General features: G+C 61.2%; 17 protein-coding genes. 8 read left to right on the top strand and 9 right to left on the bottom strand.

The features are described from left to right. Positions 1 to 5 precede the first annotated feature (5 nt). Positions 6 to 458: a YsnF/AvaK domain-containing protein gene (locus J3P77_RS11595; RefSeq protein ID WP_434676785.1), complete on the bottom strand. Its 453-nt coding sequence runs from the start codon at positions 456 to 458 to the stop codon at positions 6 to 8. Between the two features lie 143 nt (positions 459 to 601). Then, positions 602 to 1,579, bottom strand: a complete 978-nt coding sequence (locus J3P77_RS11590) for a TIGR03885 family FMN-dependent LLM class oxidoreductase (protein WP_434676784.1) — start codon at positions 1,577 to 1,579, stop codon at positions 602 to 604. A gap of 295 nt (positions 1,580 to 1,874) precedes the next feature. Between J3P77_RS11590 and J3P77_RS11585 the strand changes: the two genes are divergently transcribed. Beyond that, positions 1,875 to 2,117: a DUF2934 domain-containing protein gene (locus J3P77_RS11585; RefSeq protein WP_434676783.1), complete on the top strand. Its 243-nt coding sequence runs from the start codon at positions 1,875 to 1,877 to the stop codon at positions 2,115 to 2,117. A gap of 92 nt (positions 2,118 to 2,209) precedes the next feature. On the opposite strand, the gene J3P77_RS11580 is transcribed toward J3P77_RS11585, so the two are convergent. Then, on the bottom strand, positions 2,210 to 3,577 hold the full coding sequence (locus J3P77_RS11580; RefSeq protein ID WP_434676782.1) for an erythromycin esterase family protein: 1,368 nt from the start codon (positions 3,575 to 3,577) through the stop codon (positions 2,210 to 2,212). A 212-nt stretch (positions 3,578 to 3,789) separates the two neighbouring features. Between J3P77_RS11580 and J3P77_RS11575 the strand changes: the two genes are divergently transcribed. Next, a complete protein-coding gene (locus J3P77_RS11575; protein ID WP_434676781.1) occupies positions 3,790 to 4,947 on the top strand; it encodes a zinc-dependent alcohol dehydrogenase in 1,158 nt (385 codons plus the stop codon). A 51-nt stretch (positions 4,948 to 4,998) separates the two neighbouring features. Here the strand turns inward: J3P77_RS11575 and J3P77_RS11570 are convergent, their stop codons facing one another. Next, on the bottom strand, positions 4,999 to 6,000 hold the full coding sequence (locus J3P77_RS11570) for a LacI family DNA-binding transcriptional regulator (RefSeq protein WP_434676780.1): 1,002 nt from the start codon (positions 5,998 to 6,000) through the stop codon (positions 4,999 to 5,001). Positions 6,001 to 6,209: 209 nt separating this feature from the next. Here J3P77_RS11570 and J3P77_RS11565 point away from each other — a divergent pair, with 209 nt between their 5' ends. From J3P77_RS11565 to J3P77_RS11555, 3 genes are read left to right on the top strand one after another with little or no spacing between them, the layout of a single operon-like run. Next, positions 6,210 to 7,349, top strand: coding sequence for a Gfo/Idh/MocA family protein (locus tag J3P77_RS11565; protein ID WP_434681978.1), 1,140 nt, complete (start codon positions 6,210 to 6,212; stop codon positions 7,347 to 7,349). Positions 7,350 to 7,396: 47 nt separating this feature from the next. After that, positions 7,397 to 8,449: a sugar phosphate isomerase/epimerase family protein gene (locus J3P77_RS11560; RefSeq protein WP_434681976.1), complete on the top strand. Its 1,053-nt coding sequence runs from the start codon at positions 7,397 to 7,399 to the stop codon at positions 8,447 to 8,449. 42 nt (positions 8,450 to 8,491) lie between these two features. Continuing rightward, positions 8,492 to 9,724 carry a nucleoside permease gene (locus J3P77_RS11555; protein WP_434676779.1) on the top strand — a complete coding sequence of 411 codons (1,233 nt, stop codon included), beginning with the start codon at positions 8,492 to 8,494 and terminating at the stop codon, positions 9,722 to 9,724. A gap of 109 nt (positions 9,725 to 9,833) precedes the next feature. Here J3P77_RS11555 and J3P77_RS11550 read toward each other — a convergent pair whose 3' ends face one another. The 4 genes from J3P77_RS11550 to J3P77_RS11535 all read right to left on the bottom strand — a co-directional run bounded on the left by J3P77_RS11550 (position 9,834) and on the right by J3P77_RS11535 (position 13,218). Further along, entirely contained in the window at positions 9,834 to 10,151 is a 318-nt protein-coding gene (locus J3P77_RS11550) for a hypothetical protein (RefSeq protein WP_434676778.1), read from the bottom strand. Positions 10,152 to 10,170: 19 nt separating this feature from the next. After that, positions 10,171 to 11,034 carry an MBL fold metallo-hydrolase gene (locus J3P77_RS11545; protein WP_434676777.1) on the bottom strand — a complete coding sequence of 288 codons (864 nt, stop codon included), beginning with the start codon at positions 11,032 to 11,034 and terminating at the stop codon, positions 10,171 to 10,173. A 103-nt stretch (positions 11,035 to 11,137) separates the two neighbouring features. After that, entirely contained in the window at positions 11,138 to 12,226 is a 1,089-nt protein-coding gene (locus tag J3P77_RS11540) for a M42 family peptidase (RefSeq protein WP_434676776.1), read from the bottom strand. Between the two features lie 53 nt (positions 12,227 to 12,279). Next, a complete protein-coding gene (locus J3P77_RS11535; RefSeq protein ID WP_434676775.1) occupies positions 12,280 to 13,218 on the bottom strand; it encodes a LysR family transcriptional regulator in 939 nt (312 codons plus the stop codon). A 121-nt stretch (positions 13,219 to 13,339) separates the two neighbouring features. Between J3P77_RS11535 and J3P77_RS11530 the strand changes: the two genes are divergently transcribed. From J3P77_RS11530 to yghX, 3 genes are all read left to right on the top strand, one after another. Further along, on the top strand, positions 13,340 to 14,278 hold the full coding sequence (locus J3P77_RS11530) for a 2-hydroxyacid dehydrogenase (RefSeq protein ID WP_434676774.1): 939 nt from the start codon (positions 13,340 to 13,342) through the stop codon (positions 14,276 to 14,278). Positions 14,279 to 14,348: 70 nt separating this feature from the next. Further along, a complete protein-coding gene (locus J3P77_RS11525) occupies positions 14,349 to 15,722 on the top strand; it encodes an MFS transporter (RefSeq protein WP_434676773.1) in 1,374 nt (457 codons plus the stop codon). 99 nt (positions 15,723 to 15,821) lie between these two features. Then, positions 15,822 to 16,718, top strand: coding sequence for a YghX family hydrolase (yghX, locus tag J3P77_RS11520; RefSeq protein WP_434676772.1), 897 nt, complete (start codon positions 15,822 to 15,824; stop codon positions 16,716 to 16,718). A gap of 247 nt (positions 16,719 to 16,965) precedes the next feature. Here the strand turns inward: yghX and J3P77_RS11515 are convergent, their stop codons facing one another. Next, positions 16,966 to 17,676, bottom strand: coding sequence for a phosphatase PAP2 family protein (locus J3P77_RS11515; protein WP_434676771.1), 711 nt, complete (start codon positions 17,674 to 17,676; stop codon positions 16,966 to 16,968). Between the last annotated feature and the right edge of the window lies 1 nt (position 17,677).

The following is a 17,677-nucleotide window of genomic DNA, read 5'->3' as shown; positions in this document are numbered from 1 at the left end:
CTCTTTTATTCGAATGGTTTCGGCCATGAACGAGTCGCGGGTGGCTCCTTCGGTGCTTCAGTCCGGGGCCCTTCGGTATGCTTGACCGCCACCGTTTCACTTCTCAGTGTTACGTCCTGCGTGGCAAGCACCTCATCCACGTTATGCCGGATATGCAGCTCCTCCTTGAGAACCAGTCGCTTTTCGACGACCAGTATTTCTTCAAGCACTGGAATGATGGTGACCCCGTTTTCGGTTCGGACCACAGGCGGATGATCAGGATCCACGGCGATGCCCATGGGCACTGTTTCAACAGACGCTGTCTCGCGCCGCAGCACTTCAGATACCTGGTGCTCACGGGACTGCACCTGCTTTTCCACCGTCGTGATACCGGTAGTGACCGTACGCTTGGAAACGGTAGCGATTTCCTCAAGGACTGGAATCGGATCGTCGCCATTGCCTGCATCGGGGCCATTCATTGCTCCAGTCACTCCTCAAGTTTTCCATGCTGCTATTAACCTGAGTGACATCCGGAGCCATGCGTTCAGTACGATTTCAAAAAGCAGGTCAGGATCGACAGTCGGTACATGATCGATTCAGCGCCGTGCCCTCCTCGCTCCGGTCAATTTGACTGGCCTACCTGGCGCAACCCCGGTAGCACGGCCTTTCCGAAGGCATCAATGAACTGCTTCTGATCGCGGTTGACGTTATGCAGGTAAAGACCGTCGAAGCCCTGATCCAGGTCTGCCTGGAGCTGCGCGGCATGCCACCCCAGGTCCGAGCCGATGCGAACCTGGTCGGACAGGTCTTCGGGACGTACGAGACTGGCGGCCGCCGCGAAGTCGTCGGGCGTCTGCAAAGTGTGCGGAAGCTGGCCTGGAAGCACGTTGGTGCGCCATTGCTGATGCGCGCCACGAAGTGCCTGTTCATCGTTCGCGGCGTAAGACACCTTGACCTGCAGCACCATGGGCTTGCCCTCGCCGCCGCCTTCCTGAAAGGCATCGATGATGCGCTGCTGGGCTTCTCTCGGTGCGCTGACGGTTATCAGTCCATCGGCCCAGGCGCCCGCCCAGCGCGCTGTCTCGGGGGACAGCGCCGCGGCGTAGATCGGAGGCGCAACTGGCGGCAGCGTGTACAGCCGCGCCCGGTCGATCTTTATCAAACCGTTGTGGGACACTTCCTCGCCGGCCCACAAAGCCCGGATGATTGCCACTGCTTCGAGCAGACGAGCGTTGCGTTCCGGCTTGGGCGGCCAGGGCTCGCCGGTAATACCCTCGTTAAGTAGCTCACCGCTGCCGACAGCCAGCCAGAACCGGCCGGGGTACATCTGCGCCAGGGTCGCGCCGGCCTGGGCAATCAAGGCCGGGTGGTAGCGGCAGCCAGGCGCGTTGACCACGCCCAGACTCAGGTCGGTTGCCTGCATCGCGGCACCAAGCCAGGTCCAGGCGAAGCCGCTATGACCCTGCTCTTCGCTCCAGGGATGGAAATGATCCGAGCACATGCCAGCGGTGAATCCGGCGTGTTGCGCCTGTTGCAGCAGCTGCAAAAGCTCGCCCGGCGAGAACTGCTCGTGTGAAGCGTGGTATCCGATTACAGCCATGGCTCTACCTTGAGTCGGCCCGCCAGCAGGAAGTGCACGACGGATAAGCGTTCAATTTCCTAGAGCGGCGGCCAACGCACCAGTTCCGAGGTGCGGATGTTCGGTAATGCCCACCCCTCCTCCTGCTGAATCACCACATGAGCCCAGCCTTCGGTGAACTTGAAGCATGCCCGTATATGAACTACTACTGCCTCAACGATATGCGTTGTTGAGGATGCCGATGCGACGGGCGCTCAGGCTCGCTGCATTCGTTTTCACCACGCGTTTACGCTATCAATCTGCCGGAGCATCTGGAATGGATGAAGAAACGATCAAGCAAGCGGCCTACCGGATCTGGGAAGAACAGGGAAGGCCTCAGGGCATGGATTTCGAGCATTGGTTGCAGGCGAAAAAAGATTACGAAGATGAGCAGAGCGATGGTCTGCCTGGCTCTGTATCCAGTAGCGTGACACCTCCAGGCGTGAATCATTCGCCTCAAGAGTCAGAAGCGCCACCGCCCTCCGCCGCTAAAACGCGACGCAAAACCAAAAAGGCATGATCGCCGCAGTATGTCGGCGAGCCGCCGCGCTGGCGTAGGCCAGGCGCGGCGGCATCGAGAAATCGCGGGACCGCTACTTCACCAGTCCCCCCTCACAACCCGTGCGGAAACGCGTCTTCTTCGTGGCTGGGCGTTTCAGGGGCGCCATTTGCCAGCGGTGTCACGGCCTCGGTGCGTTCGATCCAGACCATCGCGTCAAACTGTTCAGCCAGGACCGCTTCGAAGTAATGGCTCCAGCGCTCGGTTTCGGGGCGGTAGATGACGCCGATGGCTCGTTCCAGCAACGGCTCTGCCAGCGCTTCGCGCAGCGCCTGACGCTCGGCGGCCCGCCAGTCGGTGAGCGATGCTGGCACCCCGGCCTGCAAAAACTGATATTCCCAGCTGTCGCTTCGGCAAGGCCGAACGTCCTTGATCCGCATCTCTTCGCCCCAGTCGTCGGCCGCCGCTACCTGCCCGGAGTCCGTCGCCATGCCGATCAATACCGCGTCCCGGCCGTAGGCAGTGCGGCACAGTTCGCCGATGTTGAACTCGCCGTTCCAGCCCATGGCAGTCGCTGCGGCATTACCGATATGCGAGTTGTGCGCCCACACCACCGCCTTGGCATCCGCGCCGCGGTGAGTCAGCAAGGCCTGCAAGGTGTCGAACATATGCCGGTCGCGCAGGTTCCAGGACGCCGAACCACCTCGATACATGGCGCGGTAATACTGCTCGGCGGAACGCACCACTCGGGCGTTCTGAGTAGCGTTGAAGAAGCCTTCGTTGTCGAGGGCGAAATCCTTCAATCGGTCACTGAGCAGCGTGTTCAGTTGCTCGACCACGGCCTTTTCGCAGGGCGTCTGGCGTTGTCGTTCGACGAAATGCCCGTACTGCGCCGGATCGTCCTGCCAGGGCATGAGGCATCCATAGCGCTGCCGCGCGTCACGAGCCAGGTCCGGGTCGGTACGGTCCAGATAACTCAGTACCTCGACAATCGAGCTGCGCAAGCTGTAGATGTCGAGCCCACGAAATTCGACCCGTTCGGCCGGTTCGAGGCGTTGGTTATAGGCCGTTAGCCAGTCGGTAAATTCCGCAACATCAGTGTTGCGCCACATCCACGTTGGAAAGCGAGTGAAGGGTTGCTCCCGCTCGCCGGCAGGTGTCAACGCGCGTACAGAACGGTCGATGTGCCCCGCGTCCGGCCAATCCGCCTCCACCGCGACGATGTTGAAGCCATGGCGCTCGATCAAGCGTTTGGTGATGGCGGCACGGGTCCGATAGAAATCGCTGGTGCCGTGGCTCGCCTCGCCAATGAGCACGACTCTGGCGTCCCCGTAGCGGTCGAACAGCTCGCCGAATTCAGGCGAGCCGATGTCGGGCAATGGCTCGGCATACTGGCGCAACAGGCCCGGCAAATCCTCGGTGGCGTCATCGGCGCCCTGCACGGCGCGAGATCCAAGACGACCTTTGCGTGACGAATTCATGCTGCACCCTCCATAACGGCTATGAATAGACACGGGACATCGTGAATCGGGCGAATGTTCAGGGCGTGCGACCGAAAGCTGAGGCGGACTGATCTGGTTGGCGGACAAAGGGGGCGTCGGCCCGCCTGTCGATGTTTTTACCCATAGGGTTAAACCTTTCGCGATCGCGGTTTCTCTACACCTCATCCATGGGCCAGCATCTGAGGTGAACAATGAAAGCAGTCGTATTTCACGGCGTCGGCGACATCCGTCTGGACGAAGTCCCCGACCCCACTCTACAGGCGCCCACCGACGCCATCGTACGCATAACCGCATCGGCCATCTGCGGCACCGATCTGCACTTTATCCGCGGCAGCGCACCGGACATGCTTCCCGGCACCATCCTGGGCCACGAAGCGGTCGGAATCGTCGAGGCCCTGGGCGAGGACGTACGCAACCTTAATGTAGGCGACCGGGTACTGATCCCGTCCACCATTGCCTGCGGCAACTGTTCCTACTGTCGGGCCGGCTATTTCGCCCAGTGCGATGTGGCTAATCCCAATGGCAAATCGGCGGGCACCTCGTTCTTTGGCGGCCCGAAAACTACAGGCCCGTTCAATGGTCTGCAGGCCGAGAAGGCGCGTATTCCCTTTGCGAACATCGGCCTGATCAAGCTACCTGACGAAATTACTGACGACCAGGCGATTGCGATGTCGGATATTTTCCCGACCGCCTGGTTTGGCGCGGAGATGGCTGAGATCAAGGACGGCGACACCGTCGCGGTATTCGGCTGCGGGCCGGTGGGCCTGTTCGCCATCGTAAGCGCCAGACTGATGGGCGCCGGACGCGTATTCGCCATCGACGGGCTCACGGACCGTCTGGACAGGGCCAGAGAATTGGGGGCCGAGTGCATCAACTTTGAGCAGGAAGATCCGGTCGAAACCCTTCAGCGGCTGACAGCCGGAATCGGCGTGGACAGCGCCATCGATGCCGTGGGCATCGACGCCAACCATACCCACCATGGCCACGCGGACCACGCTCAATGGCAACCAGGCGACGAACCTTCCCAAGCCCTGGAATGGGCTGTGCAGGGCCTGGCCAAGGCCGGCACCTTGTCGATAATCGGCGTGTATCCGGCCGGGTTCGACAGTTTTCCGATCGGGACGGCCATGAACAAGAACATCCGCATGAACATGGGCAACTGCCACCACCGCAAATACATTCCCAAGCTGATCGATATGACCCTGGCTGGACGCGTCGACCCTTCCCGGGTGTTGACGCAGCACGAACCCCTGACCGATGCCATCAGCGCCTTCAAGAAATTCGATGAGCACAAGCCGGGGTGGATCAAGGTCAAGCTGGAGCCGGAGGCACAAACAGACCAGGCCTGAGCGTGACACCGGCCCGTTGAGTAAGCGGGCCGGTCCTTGGTTCACCGCTCTTCAGCCCCCAGGCGCTCCTGTACTTTCACGTACAGTCAGTTCGAAAGGTAAAACCAGGTGACGCTCGGTCACTGGCTTGCCATCCATCAGAGCAATCAGCATTTCCACAGCTTTTTCGCCGAAGGCTTCGGCGGGCTGGGAAATGGTGGTAAGCGCCGGGTCGCAATAGGCGGCCATCGGGATGTCGTCGAAACCCGCCAGTGAGATGTCCTGAGGCACTCGCAGCCCTTCTTCTCTGATACGCCTGAGCGCACCGATGGCCATCTCGTCGTTCTCACAAAAGAGCGCCGTAGGCCGCGGGTTGAGTTTCAGCATCGCCGACGCGCCCAGATAGCCTGCATTGAGGGTGAAGTCCCCGTGACTGACCAGCGCGTCATCCAGTGGGATCTGCGCCTGGCGCAACGCCTCTTCGTAGCCCGCGACACGATCACGGGTCAAAGGGCTGCTTTTGGGCCCCTTGATCAAGCCGATACGACGATGCCCCAATTGCAAAAGGTGCTCGGTCATCGCCTTGGCCGCAGCCTGATTGTCCAGGCTGATCGTGGGATGGCGGCCTTGTCTGATCACTTCGCAGACGTTGACGATCGGAGGCATCGCCGCGCCGTCAGACGATTGTTCGAACGGATCGAAGGCTCGCAGCTGAATCACGCCATCGGCCTGATAGGCATACACCAGTTCGGCGAACTGACGCTCGATGCTCTCCTGCCCCTGCGTGTCGCAGAGCAGCAGCCGGTACCCCGCCGCTTGCGCCGCTCGCTGGGCCCCGCTGATCACGCGCGCAAAAAACGTGTTGGCGATCGCCGGGACAAGGATCACCAGATTGCCGGTCTTTCGCGAACGAAACTGCACGGCCATCAGGTTCGGGCGGTAGCCGGCTTTTTCCACGGCCGCGTTCACCTTGTCCCGGGTTTCAGCCAGCACACGCTCGGGAGACTTCAAGGTTCTGGAGACCGTGGCGACAGAAACGCCGGCCAGTCGGGCCACTTCGCGAATGTTGGACAAGGACACCTCTTCATCTTCGGAAGGTCGGCCAGCTTACCGCACGTCACCCCGCCCGGGAACGCTATCGGAATGTCGCGGCCGCGTTTGACATGCTTACCATTCAAGCCTAGATTTTGCTCGGATGTAACCGGTTACATCGCAGGTCGCGCCTGCCATTTGCCATCCAACCGAGATGTGTTGCCATGACCGTGACAGCAACAAAAACAAGAATGGGGTTCGTCGGTGGTGGTGAAGGCTCTTTCATCGCCAAAGCACATCGCCAGGCCGCAGGGCTCGACGGGCGCTTCGAACTGGTTTGTGGAGCATTCAGCCGCGACCCGGAAAACAATCGACGAACCGGTGCCTCGCTAGGCCTGTCGGATGCGCGCTGTTATGACTCCTGGCAGAACATGCTGACGGCGGAAAGTACGCTTCCGGCCGACCAGCGTATGCAACTGCTGATCATCGTTACGCCCAATCATCTGCATGCCCCGGTCGCCCGAGCGGCTCTTGAAGCCGGTTTTCATGTGTTCAGCGAGAAGCCGGCGGCGCTCAACCTCGCCGAGCTGCATGAACTCAGGCAAGTCATCGACAGCAGCCATCGCCTGTATGGGCTGGCCCACACCTATCTCGGCTATCCAATGGTCTGGCAGGCGCGCGAGATGGTGCGCCGCGGCACCCTGGGAACCTTACGCAAAGTGTTCGTCGAATATCCTCAGGGATGGCTGAGCGAAAATCTCGCGAGCCTGGGAAACAAACAGGCGGATTGGCGGGATAACCCGGATCAGTCAGGAATCGGAGGCTGCGTTGCCGATATTGGCACCCACGCCTTCTCACTGGCCGAGTTTGTCGCCGATCAGCAGATTCAGCGGATCAGCGCGATGCTCGGCGTGCATGTCGAAGGCCGCCAGCTGGATGACGATGTGTCGATGCTGTTCAAAATGGACGCCGGTGCCAGTGGCGTTCTGATCGCCAGTCAGGTGTGCGCCGGCGAAGAAAACCCTTTGAAGATTCGTCTGTATGGCGACAAGGGCGGGCTGGAGTGGCGTCAGGAAGACCCTGCCAGCCTGATACATCGCCCACTGAATGCGCCGCTGAGCATCCTGCGGGCAGGTGTCGGCCAGCCCTGGCTGTGTGACGACGCAACCCGACGAATGCGCCTGCCCGCCGGTCATCCGGAAGGCTACCTCGAAGCCATGGCCAACCTTTACGGCGATCTGGCGGACGCAATCGCGCACGGCGTGCCCGGCAGCAGCGCCCCGGGTGTTCCCGGAATCGAGGTTGGGCTGCGCGGCATGGCGTTCATCGAGACAGTGATCGCCAATCATCGCGGCCAAACCAAGTGGAGCGATCTGATATGCCCCCTCTGAATCAGGAGAGCCCGCACATGTCCCCTGCCCCAAACCCAAACGTTGGCATGCGTGGTCCGGGTATTTTTCTCGCCCAGTTCATGTCCGATGAAGCGCCGTTCGATACGCTCGCGAATATTGCCGGCTGGGCCGCGTCCCAAGGCTACAAAGCGATCCAGTTGCCCACCAGCGGGACCCGTTACATCGATCTGGCCAAGGCTGCCGAAAGCCAAGCCTACTGCGACGAACTCAGAGCGACCTGCGCGCAGGCGGGCGTCGAAATCAGCGAGCTGTCGACGCACCTGCAGGGCCAGTTGGTGGCCGTGCATCCGGCCTTCGATTCACTGTTCGACGAGTTCGCGCCGCAGCATCTGCGTGGCCAGCCGCAGGCGCGCACCGCCTGGGCCGTCGAGCAGCTGAAGCTCGCGGCCCGTGCCAGCCAGCGCCTGGGGTTGAAGGCTCATGCGACCTTTTCCGGCGCCCTGCTCTGGCCTTATGTCTACCCATGGCCACAGCGTCCCGCCGGACTGGTGGAGCACGGCTTCGCCGAACTGGCCCGGCGCTGGCTGCCGATTCTGGACTGTTTCGAAGAGGCAGGCGTTGACCTGTGCTACGAGATTCATCCCGGCGAAGATCTGCACGATGGCGCCTCGTTCGAGCGTTTCCTGCAGGCCGTCGATCACCATCCCCGCGCCGCGATCCTGTATGACCCCAGCCACCTGTTGTTGCAGCAAATGGACTATCTGGGCTTCATCGATCGCTACCACGAGCGCATCCGCATGTTCCATGTGAAGGACGCCGAATTCAGGCCCGACGCGCGCTCCGGCGTGTACGGCGGTTATCAGGGCTGGGTCGAACGGCCGGGGCGCTTCCGCTCTCTGGGCGACGGCCAGATCGATTTCACCTCCATCTTCAGCAAGCTGACGCAACACGGGTTCGCCGGCTGGGCCGTGCTGGAGTGGGAATGCTGCCTGAAGGACTCCGCCCAAGGCGCCGCGGAGGGCGCTGCGTTCATCGAGCGGCACATGATCACCAGAGCCCGGAAAGCCTTCGACGATTTCGCCAGCGTGTCTTCCGATGAGCACTTCAATCGGCAACTACTGGGACTGCAAGACGACTGACTTCACAGCCGCTACCGACATAACAATAAAAAGGTGATCGATATGAACAACATGAACGCGCGGCTCAGCGCAATGATGTTTCTGCAGTTCTTTATCTGGGGTGGCTGGTTCGTCACCCTCGGGACGTTTCTGGCCACAACCCTGACCGCGAGCGGCGGACAGGTCGGAATGGCATTCTCGACACAGTCATGGGGTGCGATTGTGGCTCCCTTTGTCATAGGCCTGATCGCGGACCGCTTTTTCAACGCCGAACGCATCCTCGCGATATTGCATCTGGTGGGCGCGGTGCTGCTGTATCAGCTCTATCGGGCCACGGACTTCGAGGCGTTCTACCCTTTTGTGCTGGCGTACATGATGGTCTACATGCCGACGCTGGCACTGGTCAACGCCGTTGCATTCCGTCAGATGAAAGATCCGGCGGCGGAGTTTTCCCGGGTGCGCGTGTGGGGCACGGTTGGCTGGATCGTAGCCGGTGTCGTGATCAGCTTCGTATTCGCCTGGGACTCTCAACAGGCCATTGCGTCCGGTGGGCTGCGCAACACGTTCCTGATGTCGGCCGCTGCGTCACTGTGCTTGGGGCTCTACAGTTTTACCCTGCCGGCTACCGCTCCTCTGAAATCCGGCCCCGACTCCGCAGGGCTCAAGCAATTGCTCGGGGTTGACGCCCTGGGCTTGCTCAAGGATCGAAGCTATCTGGTGTTCTTCATTGCCTCGATTCTGATCTGCATTCCCCTGGCGTTCTATTACCAGAACGCCAATCCGTTTCTTGCCGAGATCGGTATGGCGAACCCGACAGCGAAGATGGCGATCGGTCAGGTTTCCGAAGTGCTGTTCATGCTGCTGTTGCCGCTGTTCATCCACCGGTTCGGAATCAAGATCGCGCTGCTGGTGGGTATGGCCGCGTGGGCACTGCGTTACGTGCTGTTCGCCTACGGCAACAATGGCGACCAGGCATTCATGCTGCTGGCCGGTATTGCCCTGCACGGCGTGTGCTACGACTTCTTTTTCGTATCCGGGCAGATCTATACGGACGCCAAGGCACCTGAACGGTTCCGCAGCTCCGCTCAAGGGCTGATCACGTTGGCGACCTATGGCTTGGGCATGCTGATCGGGTTCTGGGTAGCGGGCAAGGTCACCGACCACTACTCCGTCGCCGGCAGTCATGACTGGAAAAGCATCTGGATGTTCCCGGCAGGCTTCGCTTTCGCCGTGCTTGTCTGCTTCTGGCTGACGTTCAAAGGTCGCGCCAAAGTACAGACAGCTTCGACGATATAACGGCGTCCAGCACCAGGCGGGATCGAACCGGCGAAGTGTGGGGCAACCTAGCCCGACACTTCGCCGGGCCATGCAAGCGATGCACCGCAGCCCGACGAGCGACCTTTTCCTAGCTACCGGAAAACAGCTCTACCTGCTGCGAGCGGATCATCAACTCTTCCTGCTTGAACCTGCGTTCCAGCTCGGCTTTGTAATTACGCCACCAGCCAGGGTCGACCTCTTCGGTCATTACTTCGTAAATCACGATATCGTCCTCATGGCGACCGTCACCGTCGTTATCCCAGAGCCCTTTTGCCGGGCTGCGGGTGAAGGCCGTCAATCCGCCGAACTGATCGACCAGTTCCTGCCGGACCTGGCTGAACAGCTCAACAGGCTGCTTGCGCCCTTCGTTATCGTTGACCGGGAGGAAGATTTCGATCAGGTGCATGCCCGCTTTCCTCTTTGTATTACTTGCTGCCTGCAGCCGTCGATGCGTGGGCGGTGTTGCGCTCCACTGCACGTTGCAGTTCTTTGGCGTCATGGCTGCAAAACATCTGCAGGCTGCTGTCGGCGGTGAGCGACAGCGAGCGCAGCCGATTCTGATTGGTCATGCGCTGGCTGTGGTCATGGTCCATCATGCGCTGGTAAAACCTCAGGCCCGGGGTGCAGTGCCGCTCGGGCTGACCTACTTCGCCACGATAGAAATACGCATCACCGGCGTGCAGCATCCAGCCGGACTGGGTTCGCACCGCAACGCCCGCGTGGCCAGCGGTATGACCTTGCAACGGGACCAGAAGAATGTCATCCAGCGTTCCGATCAGCGCCTTTACCGACTCGAACCCATGCCAGCGTTCCCCGTCGGGTCGATAAAATGCCCAGTCAGACACCGCGTTCCATTGCCGGGCGCGAAACCTGCGCGTGTCGCGCCAGCCGGAAGCGGCGGCAGCGGCATCCATCTCGGTCTGCATGACATGAACCCTTGCCAGCGGAAAATCCTCCAGCCCGCCGGCATGGTCGAAGTCCAGATGCGTCAGCACGATGTGCCGCACATCTTCGGGACGAAAGCCCAAGGCGCGAACCTGTTCCACCGCCGTGTACCGATGCTCCAGACGGATGTTGTTGAAGTAGCGAAAGAAACGGCTCAGGCGTTGTTCGGGGTGGTCCACGTCGCGTTTGCCGAAGCCTGTGTCGACCAGCACCAGACCTTCGGTATCGGTTTCGATCAGCAGGCAATGGCAAACCAGGTGGGCGGTCAGCCCGCGGCTGAATCCATCGAAAAGCGCCCCGCCGACGGGACACATGCAACCACAGTCCAGATGATGTACGCGCACGGCTTTCGCTCCGTTGTCAGATATAGCTAGCGACTCTGCAGGCCGCGCCGTCGATCCGCCGACGCGACGGGCGGCGCGGTGCGCATCGCCACACCGCAAAGGATCATTTGTCGGAACTCTGTTCCGAATCCTGGTCGGGCTGATCCGTCAGAAATTCGGTCAGAGAGGCCGCGCATGCATCGATCGCGGCGTTGAGCACGATCTCGTAGCCGTGGGTGTTTTCCGTCGGGATGGCGATGCACCCGGTCTGGCCCAGCACACCTGAACTCAGGATGGCGCTGGCATCGGAGGCGAAATCGATGGGCAGCGCCACCTGCGGTTCAAGATCCGCGCGGCGGGTCGCTGCGATCAACCGATCCGTGACGTTGCGGCTGTAGTGGCCCTTCTCGTCGCCGACGAGGATGATCGGGTTGACCGACAATTCTGTGCCGTACTCCTCGACGATAGGCCCGACTTCCACCGCGATAGCCGTCCGGCACGGCAAATGCCGCGCGGCGAACAAGGCGCCGGCGTTTGTCTCTTCTTCCATTGTGGTGAAGGCCAGAAACACATCGCCATTCAATTCGGACCTGCGAGACGCCAGCGCAGGGGCTGCTTGCAACACCGCTGCGATAGGCGCGCGGTCGTCCAGAAAATGCGCGGCCGTGGCGTCCACCAGCGCGAAGGGCTTGCGCCAGTGCTGGCTCATCACCACGCGAGTGCCGGGACGCACGCCCGCTTCGCTCAACTCCTGGCGATTGCGGCGCGTGACCACATGCACGTCCTCCCAGTGAACGTTACCGCTTTGCACATCGGCACCCTGACGGGATTGCGCGGTGGAGTGCATGCTGCCGAAAGACAGCACGCCGGGACAGGCGTGGACGTCGCCGAGAATATCCACCGGGCACATGCCGAAGTTCACCGGATTGATACCGCCCAATGCAGTGACTTGCAGAGTACCGTCGTCGTTGATGCGCTGGACCGCCATAGCAATTTCGTCGAGATGCGCCATGACCAGGGTCCCAGGCGCGCTGGGCGAACCCGCTTGCGAGGCGGCAGCGCGAATGACACCGATCAGGTTACCGGCGTCGTCGACCCAGGTTTCGTCGCAGTGTTTTTCCAGCTCGGCGCGGCAGATATCACGCACTTCATGCTCTTCCCCGCCGGGTCCTCTGGCGTAGAGCAAACGTTCGAGCAAGGTAATGTCGGTCATGAGTGGTCTCCGGGCTGTAGTCACTTACCGGTTGTGACCACCGCGTGCTCGCTTCATTCCGCCTTTTCTAGCAGACCAGTGCCATGGCCGGTCCGCAGGCGGCCGCCCTGGGTCTGGAAATAAGACTGGGCCATTGTGATGAAAGGTGTGAGCGCTGGATTGTCATTGTCCCGGCGGGTCGCCATGTAAATCTCGGCCCGCGGCGCTGCATCCCTGAGCGGACGAAATTGCAGGTCCTGCGGATAAAGCTCCTGCGATGCGGCCGGAACGATAGCAAGCCCGAGCCCTGCGCGGACCAGCCCCAGCACCGAATGGGTCTGCCCCAAATGGTGCCGATAACGCGGCGAGACACCGGCGATAGCGAACAGGCCGACAATGCAGTCGTAGAAATAACGGCCCTCGTCCGGCGAGTACATGATGAAAGGCTGCTGGTCGAGATTGGCAATCGCGATATCCGCCTGCCTGGCCAGCGGGTGTCGTTGCGACATCGCGACCAGCAAGGGCTCCCTGCACACCAGTCGATAGTCGAAGCCTGCGCGGGTTACGGCTTTTCGCACAAAACCGATGTCGATCATGCTCGCTTCAAGGGCTTCCATTTGTGCGCCGGAGACCATTTCCCGGAGTTCGACACCTACATCGGGCAGCGCCTGCGCCGCATGTTCCAGCAGGCCCGGAATCAGGCTGTAACCGCTGACCGCCGTGAACCCCAGCAGCAGCTGCCCGGTTTCGCCCCGAGCCAGGCGGCGTGCCGAAGCCCCGGCCTGTTCGGTATAGGTCAGCACATGGCGGGCATCGCGCAGAAAGTGCTGGCCTGCCAGGGTCAGCCTGACCTGACGGTTGCTGCGGTCGAACAGCTCGACGCCCAGCGAACGCTCCAGCAACTGGATCTGTCTGCTCAGCGGCGGCTGGGTAATGAACAGACGTTTGGCGGCACGCCCGAAATGCAGCTCCTCGGCCACGGTCACGAAACAACGAAGTTGGTGCAGTTCCACGATTCAATTCTTGTATTGATCAATTCAGTATCAATGTTAGACCGGTATCGATTGATTTCCTACTCTAGGCCCCATCACCCCGGCTGCTCGACATAACAATCACAAGTGAAGGAAGGCCAAATTGAATATCGATATCCTCCTGACGCAACCCGTGCCCGCTCCCGTTGACGCACAACTGCAAGCGCTTTACGTCGTCCATCGTTTGTATGAGTCAGCCGATCAGGACGCTTTCCTCAGCCGCCATGGCGCAAGCATTCGCGGTGTCGTCACCGGCGGCGCCAAGGGCCTGAGCAACTCGATCATGGATCGTCTGCCCGCGCTGCAAGTAATCGCCATCAGCGGCATCGGCACCGATGCAGTGGACCTGGCGCATGCCGCGCGCCGTGGCGTGCAAGTCACCACCACGCCGGGCGTGCTGACCGATGACGTGGCGGATATGGGCATTGGCCTGCTGATCATGACCCTGCGCGACCTGGCCAGTGGCGACCGGATCGTACGCGCCGCGCAGTGGGGTTCGGTGGTTCAGCCGCTGGCCCGCAAAGTCAGCGGCATCGAGCTGGGCATTGTGGGACTGGGCCGGGTGGGCCATGCCATCGCCCGCCGTGCCGGCGCTTTTGGCATGACCATCCGCTATACCGATCTGCGCGAGCAACCGGCCAGTGGCTACGAGTTCGTGCCTGAGCTGATCGAGCTGGCACGCCGCAGTGACGTACTGATGCTCGCGGCGTCCGCCGACCAGGGCAGCGCAATCATCGATGCAGCGGTGCTCGAAGCGCTGGGCCCTCAGGGTTACCTGATCAACGTCGCGCGCGGCAAGCTGGTGGACGAACAGGCACTGATCACCGCCTTGAGCACGCGCACCATCGCTGGCGCCGGACTCGACGTGTTTGCCGACGAGCCCAATGTTCCGCTGGCCCTGCGGGCGTTGAACAACGTGGTGTTGCAGCCGCACCGGGCAAGCGCCACCGAGCAGACGCGTCTGGCCATGGGCGAAATCGTGCTGGCCAACCTGCAGGCGTGCTTCGCCGGTACGCCCTTGCCGACCGCCGTGGCCTGCTAGGCCGAAGTTCCAGCATCAGCGGTAACCATTCCAACAATGAAGCCTTCCCCGAGGAAGGCCGGAGATCGCCATGAACGTCAAGACCGCTTCGATGGATGTCCCCCTCGCCGACACCCGTGTGGGTCGGCACCGCTTCGTCATTCTCTCGCTGATTTTTGTCGTCACGGTCCTCAACTATGCGGATCGCGCCACCATGTCCATCGCCGGCACCGAGGTGGTGAAGAACCTGGGGCTCGACCCGGTCATGCTGGGCATGATTTTCTCGGCCTTCGCCTGGGCTTATGCGCTGGGCCAGATACCCGGCGGCTGGCTGCTGGACAAGTTCGGTGCGCGCCGTGTGTATGGCTGCAGTCTGTTTCTCTGGTCGCTGTTCACCATGCTGCAAGGCACGGTCGGCTGGATCGGTCTGGTCGGGGCCAGTGCCGCAATTACCCTGTTCATCATGCGGTTCATGCTTGGCCTGGTGGAGTCGCCGGCCTTCCCCGCCAACAACCGCATCGTGTCCTGCTGGTTCCCGACCCGCGAGCGCGGAACAGCCTCGGCGCTGTTCAACTCAGCTCAATACATGGCCGTGGTGGTGTTTGCACCGTTGATGGCCTGGCTCACCCATGCATGGGGCTGGGAACACGTGTTTCTGTGGATGGGCGGCCTGGGTATCGTCGCCACGGTGTTCTGGTTCGCGCTTTACCGCGATCCGCTCAGCGATCCGCGTCTGAGCAAGGCGGAGCTGGACATGATGCGCGAAGGCGGCGCCCTGGTGGACCTGGAAGCCAACCGCAAAACCACCAAGCCCAAGACCAATATGCGCGAGGTAGCGCAGCTGTTCACCAATCGAACGTTGTGGGCGATCTATCTGGGCCAGTACTGCATCACCGCCCTTACCTACTTCTTCATCACCTGGTTTCCGATCTACCTCATCAAAGGCCGCGGCATGACCATCATGGAAGCCGGCTGGGTCGCGGCGCTGCCGGCCATCTGTGGTTTCTCCGGCGGCGTGCTGGGCGGCATGGTGTCTGACTACCTGATCCGCAACGGCATGCACCCCTCGCGTGCCCGCAAGACACCGTTCGTCATCGGCATGGGGCTCGCGGCCAGTCTGGTTTCAGCCAACTATGTGGATGCCAACTGGATGGTGATCGCGCTGATGGCGCTGGCCTTTTTCGGCAAGGGCCTCGCGGCAGTGGGCTGGGCCGTGCTGTCGGACACCGCGCCCAAAGGCATGGTCGGGCTCAGTGGCGGCGTGTTCAACGGCATCGGCAACATAGCCGGGATCGTGACGCCGGTGGTGATCGGTTATTTCGTCGCATCCACCGGCTCGTTCAACTCGGCGCTGTGGTTTGTGGCAGCGCACGGCCTGATCGGCATCTTCGCTTACGTGGTGCTGGCGGGCCGCTTCGAGCGGGTGGTGATCGCGGCGGACGGGCCGGTAAAAGAATCGGCCTAAGACATCGCATGACCTCGGGACGGGTGGCAGGCAAAGTCGAGTGTTTCTGCTTTACTGTCGCCACTGCCCGTCTCCTGACTCAGCGAAGGATGTCTATCGATGGAACGTCTCAGCGCCAAAGACTTCGACCCGCAATTGCTCGAACTTTACGACTACTATGCCCACGGCAAGATCAATCGACGCGAGTTCCTGGACCGCGCGGCGCTGTTTTCACTGGGCGGCCTGACCGCTACCGCGCTGCTCGCCGCGCTCAGTCCAAATTATGCAATGGCCGAACAGGTGGCTTTTACCGATCCCGAAATTGTCGCCGAGTACGTGACCTACCCCTCCCCCAAGGGTCATGGCCAAGTCAGGGCCTATTTCGTGCGCCCGGCCAAGGCCAGCGGCAAGCTGCCGGCCATTGTCGTTGCCCATGAGAATCGAGGCCTCAACCCTTACATCGAAGACGTTGCCCGCAGGGTCGCCAAGGCGGGTTTCATTGCCTTGGCGCCGGATGGCCTGTCCTCGGTGGGTGGCTACCCCGGCAACGACGACAAGGGTCGGGAACTGCAACAAGGCGTGGACCCGACAAAGCTCATGAATGATTTTTTCGCCGCCATCGAGTGGTTGATGAAACACGATGCGAGCACCGGCAAGGTAGGTATCGTCGGTTTCTGCTACGGCGGCGGCGTCGCCAACGCGGCAGCGGTCGCCTATCCCGAACTGGGCGCAGCCGTATCGTTCTACGGTCGCCAGCCCAAGGCCGAGGACGTACCGCGCATCAAGGCACCGGTAATGATCCACTATGGCGAACTCGACACCCGCATCAACGAAGGCTGGCCAGCGTACGAGCAGGCGTTGAAGGCAGCAGGCACGACTTACGAGGCATTCATCTACCCCGGTGCCAACCACGGCTTTCACAACGACTCCACGCCCCGCTACGACGAGGCTGATGCCAAGCTGGCGTGGGATCGGACGATTGACTGGTTTCGGCGCTATCTGGGCGCCGGTGGTTAGCGTCGGGGTTTAGTACTCCCTGTGATTGCGGGGAGATTACCGCCCTCTTCGCCAGCAAGCTGGCTCCCACATGGACATGCTGTGCCTGGACTTTTGCATATACCTGGGGGAGCCGGTTTGCTGGCGAAGAGCTTACTGGGCGGGTTCCCACGCTACCTGCTCCCACATGGGCATGCTGTGCCTGTACTTTTGCATATACCTGGGGAGCCAGCTTGCTGGCGAAGAGCTTATTGGGCCGGTTCCCACGCTACCTGCTGTAAGGCTCTTTTCGATATAGCACGGCGCGGTAACAGAGCACGCAAATCACCCAGTCGATCAACAGCGTCCAGACATTATGGGAAAGGAAATGCGCGCCTTGAGCCATTCTGGCTGCCGAGAACACGGACCCGAGGGCGAGCGCCACCGCAAGCGCGACTCGGGCGGCTTTTGGGTGGCGGTCACGTAACGCGAAGAACAAAGCCAGCAACGAGAAACCTGTCGAAGCATGGCCACCCGGCCAACAGCGACCCGGCTTGGCCGTCTCGGGGCGAGTCCCGAGCAAAGGTGAATAAGTTTCGCCGCCGCCGAACTCCATCAGGCTCCAGGGACACTGGACAGCAGTAAGAGCCTTGAGCGGCGGAACGACGGATGTCGTCAATGCCATTGTCAAAACCACATAGCCCAGCGGGCGGCGCCAGGCGGATAGCGTACGGGATCGAAAACTGGCGATGTAGGCCAGAACAAATGAGAGCGCGAGCAGTATCACGGCCTGCTTGGCGTAGTCATGAAGCACGGTTTCAAGCCAATAGCTTCGGCGGCCGATGAACCCTGCGCCGTCTACGTAGAACAGGCTGGCAAGGGAGTAATCCAGGTCGGTAGGGTCGACCAGCAGCATCACTGCCATCAGCAGGATCGGTATGCCCAGAGCAATCCGGAAATCAAAGCGTTGTGTAGGTAGAAACGGAATTGCAATTGCCATC

Source organism: Pseudomonas sp. R1-18 (assembly GCF_051132095.1).
GTDB lineage: Bacteria > Pseudomonadota > Gammaproteobacteria > Pseudomonadales > Pseudomonadaceae > Aquipseudomonas.
The sequence above is the reverse complement of the archived record's forward strand: the minus strand, read 5'-3'. Positions and strand labels throughout refer to the sequence as shown.

What these genes read in the sequence shown, in the direction of transcription:
- J3P77_RS11595 (WP_434676785.1), bottom strand. Translation starts at nt 458, where the DNA reads ATGAATGGCCCCGATGCAGGCAATGGCGACGATCCGATTCCAGTCCTT.
- J3P77_RS11590 (WP_434676784.1), bottom strand. Translation starts at nt 1,579, where the DNA reads ATGGCTGTAATCGGATACCACGCTTCACACGAGCAGTTCTCGCCGGGC.
- J3P77_RS11585 (WP_434676783.1), top strand. Translation starts at nt 1,875, where the DNA reads ATGGATGAAGAAACGATCAAGCAAGCGGCCTACCGGATCTGGGAAGAA.
- J3P77_RS11580 (WP_434676782.1), bottom strand. Translation starts at nt 3,577, where the DNA reads ATGAATTCGTCACGCAAAGGTCGTCTTGGATCTCGCGCCGTGCAGGGC.
- J3P77_RS11575 (WP_434676781.1), top strand. Translation starts at nt 3,790, where the DNA reads ATGAAAGCAGTCGTATTTCACGGCGTCGGCGACATCCGTCTGGACGAA.
- J3P77_RS11565 (WP_434681978.1), top strand. Translation starts at nt 6,210, where the DNA reads ATGGGGTTCGTCGGTGGTGGTGAAGGCTCTTTCATCGCCAAAGCACAT.
- J3P77_RS11560 (WP_434681976.1), top strand. Translation starts at nt 7,397, where the DNA reads ATGCGTGGTCCGGGTATTTTTCTCGCCCAGTTCATGTCCGATGAAGCG.
- J3P77_RS11555 (WP_434676779.1), top strand. Translation starts at nt 8,492, where the DNA reads ATGAACAACATGAACGCGCGGCTCAGCGCAATGATGTTTCTGCAGTTC.
- J3P77_RS11550 (WP_434676778.1), bottom strand. Translation starts at nt 10,151, where the DNA reads ATGCACCTGATCGAAATCTTCCTCCCGGTCAACGATAACGAAGGGCGC.
- J3P77_RS11540 (WP_434676776.1), bottom strand. Translation starts at nt 12,226, where the DNA reads ATGACCGACATTACCTTGCTCGAACGTTTGCTCTACGCCAGAGGACCC.
- J3P77_RS11525 (WP_434676773.1), top strand. Translation starts at nt 14,349, where the DNA reads ATGAACGTCAAGACCGCTTCGATGGATGTCCCCCTCGCCGACACCCGT.
- yghX (WP_434676772.1), top strand. Translation starts at nt 15,822, where the DNA reads ATGGAACGTCTCAGCGCCAAAGACTTCGACCCGCAATTGCTCGAACTT.
- J3P77_RS11515 (WP_434676771.1), bottom strand. Translation starts at nt 17,676, where the DNA reads ATGGCAATTGCAATTCCGTTTCTACCTACACAACGCTTTGATTTCCGG.